Source organism: Desulfuromonadales bacterium (assembly GCA_035620395.1).
Taxonomy (GTDB): Bacteria; Desulfobacterota; Desulfuromonadia; order Desulfuromonadales; family DASPGW01; genus DASPGW01.
Map to the genome: position 1 here is coordinate 1 of DASPGW010000107.1, position 8,483 is coordinate 8,483.

Consider the following 8,483-nt stretch of genomic DNA (forward strand, 5'->3'; position numbering starts at 1 on the left):
GCTTTTCAAAGTCGATGTTCTGCACCCGCAGTCGCAAGCATTCCATCAGGCGCAGGCCGGCTCCGTACAGGAGGCTGGCCATCAACCAGCGGTCGCCATGAAGATGCGCCAGCAGGGCCTTGACTTCCGCCTTGGTCAAAATCCCCCTCCTCCTGATGCAACACCTGCCAGCAACCCCATACGACAAACGCCGCCGGTCAGCCTGGTGCTGACGCGGCGGCGTCGATACTCACAATTATTGCGGCCCTGCCCCCATCGCCTCCCCCTTATGCCTCAGAGCGCGAATCCCTTACGCCACCTTTTTTACCCTGTGCCGGCTTTAATTGTCAATCGCTTATCTCCTGCGGCAAGGCTCAGCCCTCTCTCATGCCTTTTGCCTAAAGCACCACCAGCTCCTCGCTGGTATACGTCAGGTGCTTGAGTCCGTCCGGCGCCACCCAGAAGGTGTTCTCGACGCCGACGGCGCCGAGGCCGGGATAGACCGCCTTCGGCTCGAAGGCGAAGGTCATGAACTCTTCGAGCAGCTGGTCCTTGAAGCCGCGGGCGATGAAGGGGTACTCGTCGATTTCGATGCCGATGCCGTGGCCGATGAAGGAGACCTGGGCGCCGGCGCTGCCCATGAAGTGGTCCTTGTAGCCGAGCTCGCAGGCCAGGGCGTGGCACTGCTCGTAGAGGTCCCCCCAGGCGACGCCGGGACGGGCGATCTCCTTGAGCTTCTGCTCGATCCTGACCATGTCGTCGTAGGCCCGGCGCAGCTCGTCGGGCAGGCCGCCGATGCAGAAGACGCGGGTCTGGTCGACCAGGTAGCCGTCGAAGGCGCCGGTGAAGTCGACGATGATCGGTTCGTTCTCCTTGATCCGCTTGTAGCTCGCCCCCTGGCCGATGGAGGGGTTGACGCCGATGCCGCCCAGCGGCGTGTCGTTGAAGGCCGGGGCGGCGCTGTCGGCGCCGGAGAAGACATGGCCGTAGAAGAGCTCGGAGTTGAAGCCGCGCATGCGGGTCAGCCCCTGGTGGCCGGCCTTGCGGGCGGCGAACTCGAGTTCGGCGGCCAGCTCGAAGTCGGTCATGCCGGCCCGGATCACCTCGCGGGCCCGCTGGCAGACGCGGTCGACCTGCAGGGCGGCATCCTTCATGATCTCGATCTCGTACTTGCTCTTCACCGCCCGCACGCTGCGGATCAGCGGCGAGGCGTCGACCATCTCGCAGTCGCCGAAGGGGGCGCGGAAGCGGTTGTAGACGGCCACCGGCAGCACGTCGAGCTCCATCCCCGCCCGCTTCGGCAAGGCGTAGCCGTAGTCGGCGAGGATGCCGGTGATCTCCTTCGGGCTCTTGAACGGCACGATCTCCTTGAGGCCGCACTCCATGCGCGCCCGCAGGTATTCCTTGCGCACCATGTAGACCGGCTCGCCGGCGGCGGGGATGTAGAGCAGCCCCTGCTGGATGGAGCCGGTGAAATAGAAGAGGTCGGCGCTCTGCGCGACGAGCACGGCGTCGAGCCCCTCCTTCTGCATCAGGGACTGGAGCTTCTGGAAGCGGGCGATCAGTTCGCTGGCGGGGGTGATGCGCATGGTTTACTCCTGGGAAGTGGTTCGATCATCATTGGTCCCATACGTCCTATGGGTCCCATAGGACGTATGGGACTTATGGGACCTATAGCAGACAACCGGCATCAGGCCGTCTCGATCCCGGCCGCTTCTTCGAGCTGCAGCTCGCGGATCGCCATCTCGCGCAGCTTGAACTTCTGGATCTTGCCGCTGGCGGTCATCGGATACTCGTCGACGAACTTGACGTAAAAGGGAATCTTGTAGTTGGCGATGCGCCCCTTGCAGAAATCGCGGATCTCCTCCTCGCTGCAGGCCACCCCCTCCTTGAGCTTGACCGCCGCCATCACCTGCTCGCCGTACTTGCGGTCGGGCACCCCGTAGACCTGCACGTCGGCGACCTTGGGATGGCCGTAGAGGAACTCCTCGATCTCGCGGGGATAGATGTTCTCGCCGCCGCGGATGATCATGTTCTTGATGCGGCCGGTGATCTTGCAGTAGCCGTGCTCGTCCATCACCGCCAGATCGCCGGTGTGCAGCCAGCCATCCGGGTCGATGGCCCGCGCCGTCTCCTCCGGCATCTTGTAGTACCCTTTCATCACCAGGTAGCCCCGGGTGCAGAGTTCCCCCTGCTTGCCGGGCGGCAGCGCGGCGCCGGTCTCGATGTCGACGATCTTCACCTCGACGTCGGGCAGGGCGCGGCCGACGGTGGCCACCCGCAGCTCGATGGGGTCGTCGGTGCGGGTCTGGGTGATGACCGGCGACGACTCGGTCTGACCGTAGGCGATGGTGATCTCCGAGCAGTTCATGTCGCGGATGACCCGTTTCATCACCTCGATGGGGCAGGGAGAGCCGGCCATGATGCCGGTGCGCAGACTGGAGAGATCGTACTTGCGGAAGGCCGGGTGTTCGAGCTCGGCGATGAACATGGTCGGCACGCCGTGCACGGCGGTACATTTTTCGGCCTCGATGGTCTTCAATACCTGCTCGGGATTGAAGGTCTCCACCGGCACCATGGTCGAGCCGTGCGTGACGCAGGCGAGCACCGCGAGGACGCAGCCGAAGCAGTGGAAGAAGGGGACGGGGATGCAGAGCCGGTCCTTTTCGGTGAAGCGCATGCACTCGCCGATGTTGAAGCCGTTGTTGACCAGGTTGTGGTGGGTGAGCATGACCCCCTTGGGGAAACCGGTGGTCCCCGAGGTGTACTGCATGTTGATCACCTCGTGCTCGGCGAGCGACGCCTTGACCGCGTCCAGTTCGCCGTCGCTGACGCCCTCGCCCAGCTTTTCCAGTTCGGCGTAGGCGAGCATGCCGGCCGGCGCCTGCCCGCCGAGGAAGATCACGTGCTTCAGGCAGGGGAGGCTGTCGCTGCCCAGACCGCCCGGCGCCACGTTCCGGAGTTCCGGCACCACCGAGTAGAGAGTCTCGACATAGTCGGTGTCCTTGAACCCCTGCACCAGAAAGAGCGTGGTGGCGTCCGACTGCCGGAGGATATATTCGAGTTCGGCCGATTTGTAGCTGGTGTTGATGGTCACCAGCACGGCACCCATCCGGGCGGTGGCGAACTGCAGCACCACCCATTCGGGGACGTTGGTGGCCCAGATGGCCAGGTGGTCGCCCTTCCTTATCCCCAGCTTCAACAGCCCCTTGGCCACGCGGTCGCACAAGCGGTCGAACTCCCGGTAGCTGTAGCGCAGGCCACGGTCGGGGTAGACCAGGGCGTCGTTGTCGGGAAAGCGGCGGGCGATCGTTTCGAGCAGTCCGCCCACGGTGTAGTGCAGTGTCTCGGCCATACGTCGAATCCTCCGGGGATCAATTCGCCAGCACCTGCGTGGCTGCACAAGCTACCAGCGTCAAAATATAACTATCCGTATTTAAATGAATTTTTGAATATCACGCCCTCCCCGTTCCAGTCAATTCAAAAAACGCGGCGCCGGCCCGGCCGAGACGGCCCGGGCGGAGGGAGGGAACATCATAGCCCGATTGCGGCTGGATGGGAAATAGGCAGTTGCTGCGGTCATGATTTTTTTCTAGGCAGAAAGCTAAACCCCCTGTCCCCATCCGGCCCGCCTCCCGTTCCCACACCCTTGTCCACAGCGCTATCCACAAAAGGTGTGGATGCCGGTGCAGCAACAAAACAACGAGGGGCATGCCGCAATACGGCATGCCCCTCTGGTCTGCACGGCGGCGACGGGCGCAGCCGTCACCCTTCCTCGTCGTACTGACAGTCGAGATCCTCGTCGGCGAGCAGCCCGGAACAGTCGGGACAGACCGCCTCGCCGGTGTCCTCGGTCACCAGCAATTCCTCTGCCTCGTAAAGCAGCGCGCAGCGGGCGCAGCGTTTGTCGGTCATGGGCACCTCCTTTTTCCCCTCTGCGTTAATTCTAGCGAACCGCCGGCAGATTTCCAGCGATTCGGCTCCCCACCTGTCAGCAGGGCATTTCCGCATTCCGGCGGGAATAGTACCACCAGGTCATGGCGATGCAGGTGAGATAGAAGCCGACGAAGCCGTAGAGTGCCGCTTCCGGGCCGCCGGTCAGGGTGATGGAAGTCCCGTAGCTCTTGGGGATGAAGAACCCTCCGTAGGCGGCCATGGCGGAGCTGAAGCCGAGGACGGCGGCGGCCTCCTTATTGGCGTCCTTGACCGCCTGTTCCTGCTCCTGCAGCCCCGGCCCGGCCGCGGCCCGCTGCCGTTCGGTCAGGAAGATCACCGGCACCATGCGGAAGGTCGAGCCGTTGCCGATCCCCGTCGTGACGAAAAGGACCATGAACATGGCGAGGAAGCCCCAGAAATTGCCGCCGGCGCCCCCGGCCGGGAGGAAATAGAGCACCCCGAAAACGGCAGCGGCCATGGCGATGAAGTTCCAGAACGTCACCCGCGCCCCGCCGAGCTTGTCCGCCAGCCAGCCGCCGACGGGCCGGATCAGGGCGCCGACCAGCGGCCCGAGGAAGGCGTAGCGGGTCGGATCGATGGCCGGGAACTGGGTCTTGATCAGCATCGGGAAACCGGCGGCGTAGCCGATGAAGGAGCCGAAGGTGCCGAGGTAGAGCCAGCACATCAGCCAGTTGTGCTTGCGCCGGAAGATGACCGCCTGGTCGCGAAAAGAGGCCTTGGCGGTAGCCAGATCGTTCATGCCGAACCAGGCGGCCAAAGAGGCGGCGATGATGAAGGGTACCCAGATGAACCCGGCATTCTGCAGCCAGAGCTGCTTCGTCACGTCTCCCTTGACCCAGGTCTGCGACTCCCCTCCCAGCGCCCCGAAGACCCCGGCGGTGATCACCAGCGGCACGACGAACTGAACCACGGAAACGCCCAGATTCCCCAACCCGGCGTTCATGCCGAGGGCGGTACCCTTCTGCGCCTTGGGAAAGAAGAAACTGATGTTGGCCATACTCGAAGCGAAATTGCCGCCGCCGAAACCGCACAGCAGCGCCAGCACCAGCATGACCGCGTAGGGCGTGGCGGTGCTCTGCACGGCGAAACCGATCCCTAACGCCGGCAGCAGCAGGGAAGCGGTTTTGATGGCGGTCCAGCGCCGGCCGCCGAAAATCGGCACCAGGAACGCGTAGAAGATGCGCAGCGTCGCTCCGGAGAGGCCCGGCAGGGCAGCGAGCCAGAAGAGCTGGTTGGGGCTGTAGGTGAAGCCGAGATTGGGGAGGTTGACCACCACGACGCTCCAGACCATCCAGACCGCAAAAGCCAGCAGCAGGTTGGGAATGGAAATCCAGAGATTGCGCATGGCGATGCTCCGGCCCCGCTCCTCCCAAAAGACCGGGTCCTCGGGGTTCCAGACGGTCAGAAGGTAGGTGGATGGCGCGGCGGTCCTGATTTTGGGCTGAACGTCTTTGTTCATAGCGGCCTCCAATGCCGAGTTGTTCACTTCGGAAAAGGTTTTATCCCGTGTTTCGCCTGCTCTTCAGGACGGGTGGTGCAAGGGTGGCGGCTGCACCCCTGGGACCGCACTTTCGGGCAGCCCGACGTCGGCTCCTGAAACTTTCTCTGCTGCGGCGGCCGCCTCGGCCTCCTTGCCGGTCGAGGCGATCAGCCTGAGCGTCTTCACGCCGCGCACTTCGGTGGTGTACATCCAGATCAGGGACCAGCAGGTCGTGGCGAAGAGGAGCATGAAAATGCTGCTGTTGATCCCGGTGAAGTCGACGAGCATGCCGAAAAGGATGGGGAAGAGGAACCCGCCGAGACCGCCGATCAGGCCGACGATGCCCGAAATGACGCCGATGTTGTGCGGATATTCATCGCCGATGTACTTGAAGACCGACGCCTTGCCGAACCCCCAGGCGATGCCGACGATGAAGAGAAGCGCCGTGAAGAGCCAGACATTGAGACCCAGGTCGAGAGTCAGTTCGCCCCGGATCGTCTTGATGATGACCTGGTGCCGGGGATAGGAGAGCAGAAACAGGGCCAGACAGGAGGTCCACATGACCCACCAGGTGACGGTATGGGCGCCGAGCTTGTCCGACACCCAGCCCCCCAGCGCCCGGATCACCCCGGAAGGGAGCACGAAGATGGCGGCGATCAGAGCGGCGGTCCGGATGCCGAAGCCGTATTCGCTGATGTAGTATTTGGTCATCCAGAGGGACAGGGCGACATAGCCGCCGAAGACGATGGAATAGTACTGGCAGTATTTCCAGACCCGCACGTCCCTGAGGGCGGCGAGCTGGTCGCGAAAGGTGACATGCTCGCCCACCCTGTGGTGCGGCTCGGAATAGGTGAAGAGCCAGAACAGGACGACCATCACGGCCATGGCCGCGGCGTAGACCTTGGGGACCGCCTGCCAGCCGTAGGCCACCACCAGGCTGGGCGCGACGAACTTGGTGACCGCCGCCCCGGCGTTGCCGGCGCCGAAAATCCCCATGGCGAAGCCTTTGCGCTCCTTGCTGAACCAGCGGCCGGTGTAGGCGATGCCGACGGAAAAGGCGCCCCCGGCAACCCCGACGAACAGGCCGAGGAGCAGAAACTGCCAGTAGCGGGTGGCCATGCTGATCATCCAGATGGGGATGATGGTCGAGAGCATCAGCACGGCAAAGACGATGCGGCCGCCGAATTTATCGGTCCACATGCCGAGCGGCAGCCGGATCAGCGACCCGGTGAGGATGGGCGTCGCCGCCAGCAGACCGAACTGGGTATCGGTCAGTTGCAGACCGGTCTTGATCGGAATGCCGATGATGGAGAACATCACCCACACCGCGAAACAGACGGTGAAGGCCGTGGTGTTCATGGTCAGGACGGAGAGCTGTTTCTGCTTGTAGGTCGCCATGGTTTGCCTCCTGTTTCGGTTGGGCTTCCATAGGTCCCATGGGTCTCATAGGACTTATGGGACCTATTTGGTGATCTGTCGCCGGTTCCAGATCACCACCTGGTAGGGACGCGCCAGGTAGGACAGGGGCACACTGACCACATGCACCAGCCGGGAGAACGGAAAGATGGCCACCAGGAAAAAGGCGTTGACCGCATGCACCTTGACCACGGCCGGCAATACCGCCAGGTACTGCACCTGGGGGTCGAGCTTCACCAGCGACCAGAGCCAGGGGGTGGCGGTGTGCAGGTACCAGACGCCGCCCCAGCGCAGGGTGAAGGCGATATAGACGCCCGTCGCCACCTGAACCAGCAGGGCGGCGAGCAGGACCCAGTCGACCACCGAAGTGACGGCGGCCACCCGGTCGTTGGTTGCCCGGCGCAGGATCAGCAGGGCCACGGCGACGACGGTGGCTATTCCCAACGCCATGCCGCTCACTTCCAGCAGGTAGAGCCGCAGCGGCCGCCCCAGCACCATCCCCCAACCTTCCGGGAAGAGAAAGGCCAGCAGATGGGCGAGCAGGATGAGCAGGATGGCGTAGTGCCAGGGAACCGAGCCCCAGAAGAGCACCCGGCTCTCCAGGAACTGCGAGGACTGGGACGACCAGGAGTAGCGGTCGATGCAGTAGCGGTAGAAACCGACCGCCACCGCCAGCGCCACCGCCACGTACGGGAAGATGCCAAACAGAATGAGATCGGTCATGGTTCCAACTCCTTTTCTCGGCCGCCGGCATGCGCCGCAACCGCCGTCGCGAATTCCCCGGAAAGAAAACTCTGCAGGGCGCGGAGGACATCCCCGTAGGGATGCTCCCCATCCTCGATCCCCTGGATGATTTTGACCAGCGCCGGCCGCAGGCCGTCGTTCATCAGCTCGGCACGGGCCGTCACATCCTGAGCCTTCGCCAGAAACCGCAGCACCTCGCTCAGGTGATCGACCAGCTCAGCGCCGGGGATGTAGCCATGCCTGCGGTAGCACTCCTGGAGCTTGACCAGAAACAGGGTGCGCTGCTTGCTCTCGCCGAAGAGCTGATAGCCGACGTAGGGATGGCAAACCGGCTGCAAGTCGAAGGTGGCGGTGTAGATCTCTTCGACCCGCGCCGCGGCCTGCGCCTCGATGAAAGCGCAGAACCGCTCCAGTTCGGCCGCCGCCGGCCGGTGGTATTCGGCGAGCAGGCGCTGGCAGGTCCGGGCCGCGCCGCCCATCTCCCCGTGCGGATAGCTGAGCAGCGCGGCGAAGTGCCGGCAGAGTTCCTGATGGGTGGCCAGTGCGGCGCTCATTACCAGCGCCTCTTCGGCGGACGCAGGTTGCCAAAGCCCATCCCCTGCTTGTAGGCCTCGGGCTCCATGCCCGTTTCGATCGCCTGCTCCCGCAGCATCGGCGGCACCACGATACGCTCCTTGATTCGGGTCTTGGCGGTCATGCGGAAAATCGCCTCGACCGCCGCGGCATTCACGCCGGCCAGCTCGCAGGCTTTTTCCACCTCGCCGGCCGGCAGGTCGCCGACGCTTACCTGCCGACGCTTCAGCCGCACCGCGATCAGCTTGCGGTAGACCGCCTTGACCTCCTCCGCGTTGCCGCCGGCGAACATCCCGGCCAGGTACTGTATCGGCAGGCGCGCCTGCTCCAGGCT

Annotated in this window: 8 protein-coding genes; all 8 read right to left on the reverse strand. The window is 63.9% G+C overall.

The features are described from left to right. Positions 1-377: 377 nt before the first annotated feature. Complete coding sequence (locus VD811_06020) at positions 378-1,568, reverse strand: Xaa-Pro peptidase family protein (GenBank protein HXV20527.1); 1,191 nt, start codon at positions 1,566-1,568, stop codon at positions 378-380. 101 nt (positions 1,569-1,669) lie between these two features. Beyond that, positions 1,670-3,334, reverse strand: a complete 1,665-nt coding sequence (locus VD811_06025) for an AMP-binding protein (protein ID HXV20528.1) — start codon at positions 3,332-3,334, stop codon at positions 1,670-1,672. A gap of 410 nt (positions 3,335-3,744) precedes the next feature. After that, positions 3,745-3,894, reverse strand: coding sequence for a hypothetical protein (locus VD811_06030; GenBank protein ID HXV20529.1), 150 nt, complete (start codon positions 3,892-3,894; stop codon positions 3,745-3,747). A 76-nt stretch (positions 3,895-3,970) separates the two neighbouring features. After that, positions 3,971-5,395, reverse strand: a complete 1,425-nt coding sequence (locus VD811_06035) for a NarK family nitrate/nitrite MFS transporter (GenBank protein HXV20530.1) — start codon at positions 5,393-5,395, stop codon at positions 3,971-3,973. Between the two features lie 63 nt (positions 5,396-5,458). Next, complete coding sequence (locus tag VD811_06040; GenBank protein ID HXV20531.1) at positions 5,459-6,814, reverse strand: nitrate/nitrite transporter; 1,356 nt, start codon at positions 6,812-6,814, stop codon at positions 5,459-5,461. Positions 6,815-6,877: 63 nt separating this feature from the next. Then, positions 6,878-7,555 (reverse strand): respiratory nitrate reductase subunit gamma, encoded by a 678-nt coding sequence (gene narI / locus VD811_06045; GenBank protein ID HXV20532.1) that lies wholly within the window; start codon positions 7,553-7,555, stop codon positions 6,878-6,880. Then, complete coding sequence (narJ, locus tag VD811_06050) at positions 7,552-8,130, reverse strand: nitrate reductase molybdenum cofactor assembly chaperone (protein ID HXV20533.1); 579 nt, start codon at positions 8,128-8,130, stop codon at positions 7,552-7,554. The genes narI and narJ overlap by 4 nt, the downstream gene beginning before the upstream one ends. Next, the coding region (gene narH / locus VD811_06055; protein ID HXV20534.1) for a nitrate reductase subunit beta at positions 8,130-8,483 on the reverse strand (354 nt) is incomplete at its 5' end. The genes narJ and narH, both read right to left, overlap by 1 nt.